Source organism: Parasegetibacter sp. NRK P23 (genome assembly GCF_023721715.1).
In the GTDB taxonomy this organism is placed as follows: Bacteria; Bacteroidota; Bacteroidia; order Chitinophagales; family Chitinophagaceae; genus Parasegetibacter.
Genome location: NZ_JAMDLG010000014.1, coordinates 1 through 1,947, shown reverse-complemented (window position 1 = coordinate 1,947; position 1,947 = coordinate 1). Strand labels below are relative to the sequence as shown.

Genomic DNA, 1,947 nt, shown 5'->3' with positions numbered 1-1,947 from the left:
TGAAGCGCGGACGGTAGTGGATAAAGCGGTCGAAAATCAAATCAATCCTCTAATTTTGAACTGACCGGAAAAAGGGGCCGCTGACACCTTGAGCTCAGTGAACTTAATGAGGAAGTTGAAAAGGTTGAGCAAGAGTTGGGAGATAAAGGGGTTAGAGTTCCTGATATAATAGATATTAAAGGACAGGGATTCGCAGGAGATCCTCCAACAATAAATTTGGAGACTACAGCTTTATCAACAATCCACGAGATAGAACAACAAATTAGACAACTATATATTAGAAATAATCCTGAGGCAGAGCGAGTACCCTTGAGTGTTTTGAAGCTATCTCAGGACTTAGTCGCTTCAAAAATTATTGACAATGACCTTTATAGTTTGTTTCAGAAATTTTGGAAGTTCAGATCTGAAATTGTGCACTCTAGTGAATTAAGGGTTACCGACAAGGAGCTTCTTTCATTTATTGACATTGGCAGACGTATTCTTAACTTACTTAGGACTATTTAGTTTTAAGGGTTTTCATTAACGAACGCCCAACAATAGTTTTGCAATAGCCGGGCAAGACGGGTAACGTGATGTTTAGTTTTCAAAGGTAATTCACTCACGGCAAGACTGTTTACGTTTCCAAACTCCCGTCCATCGCAAAGCCTTGCCGTTATAAGCCATTTTGGTAAACCTCTCAAAAATATGGAGTTGACAAAAGAACAAATAGAAAAATTTTGGGCTGACAAAGTTGAAGCTGACAAAAAACATAGAGAGCGAAATAAAAGACATAAAGAAATTCAAGGACTATTTAACTCATCTAAATTAACAGCCTTAAATCCTCTTTGGCACACAGACATCATCGACATAGACCTGAGCAAACAAAGAGAAAATCTTCGTGACGACCTTTTAGAAGACGGTTTTACAATCCTTCAGGATATTGACATTGAACTTTTGTTTGATAAAATGCCTTCGGGTAACCCAGAATTATTTAGAGAAAAAAATCTTTATAATGACGACCTAAATGACTGGAAAATTAGTGATGTAATAGACAATTGGCTGAACAATGTAAAACTTATTCCACCTACAATTTTGGTTATTGACAAGGTTATTGATAATAGCATTGAAGACACTTGTCAAATTTTTCCAACTGACGGCAAACATAGAATTAACGTTGCATACTATTATGGGGCGACAACTATTCCTATTTTTGTTGTCAATAAACAACTTGAAAAGATAAAAACTATTTTAAACTTAAAATAAAATAATTGAAATATGACAACAATTGAATTTTTACCAATGAATGAATTTTCCGTTCTAAAAGTAATTCAAATTGAAGGCCCAGACTGGAATTGGTTTACAGGATATTTACCTTATCTAAGAACATTCAACCCAAAAGTTTACGACTCAAAAAAAGGTGACTTTCTTGACGAAAAAATACTTGAAACAGTTAAACAAACTTTGCCAAAATCTTTTTTAAGATTTAGTGAAGAAATTTTATTTAAAGGACAACTTGACGACAGACTAAGAACATTAGAAGGTGGTTCAAGAAAGAATGTCACCATTCAATTTTTTCCTTTAATTCCATACGAACAAGCACCAACAATGTTAGGCAGACAATTTTCTGCATATCCAATGGGGTTTGATATGCGACTACTTTTCAAAGAGGGAAGCGAAAAGAAACATAATATACTTGACTTCTTTCTTTGCAACTTACCATTTGACAAAATTGACGATATTGTAAAAACAATTAAACCAATATGACGACAAGAAAAACGGCTTATAACATCGGTTTACTGAATAGCCGGGCTGACGTGTTACGTGGTAAAACATTTTTCTAACAAATTCATTCTCGGTAAGACGGTTTACGTTTTCAAACTCCCGGCCATCAGTAAGCCTTGCCGTTAGCCGCAATTCTTGAAACATTCTTATGTTCAGATTATTTTCTAAAGACGATAAAAATATGTG

2 protein-coding genes are annotated in these 1,947 nt (G+C 34.9%); both read left to right on the top strand.

From position 1 onward, the window contains the following. Positions 1 to 684 precede the first annotated feature (684 nt). The gene (locus tag M4J38_RS17525; protein WP_251761105.1) at positions 685 to 1,242 is read left to right on the top strand and encodes a hypothetical protein; all 558 of its coding nucleotides are present in this window, start codon (positions 685 to 687) and stop codon (positions 1,240 to 1,242) included. Positions 1,243 to 1,254: 12 nt separating this feature from the next. After that, the gene (locus tag M4J38_RS17520) at positions 1,255 to 1,743 is read left to right on the top strand and encodes a hypothetical protein (RefSeq protein ID WP_251761104.1); all 489 of its coding nucleotides are present in this window, start codon (positions 1,255 to 1,257) and stop codon (positions 1,741 to 1,743) included. Positions 1,744 to 1,947: the final 204 nt, after the last annotated feature.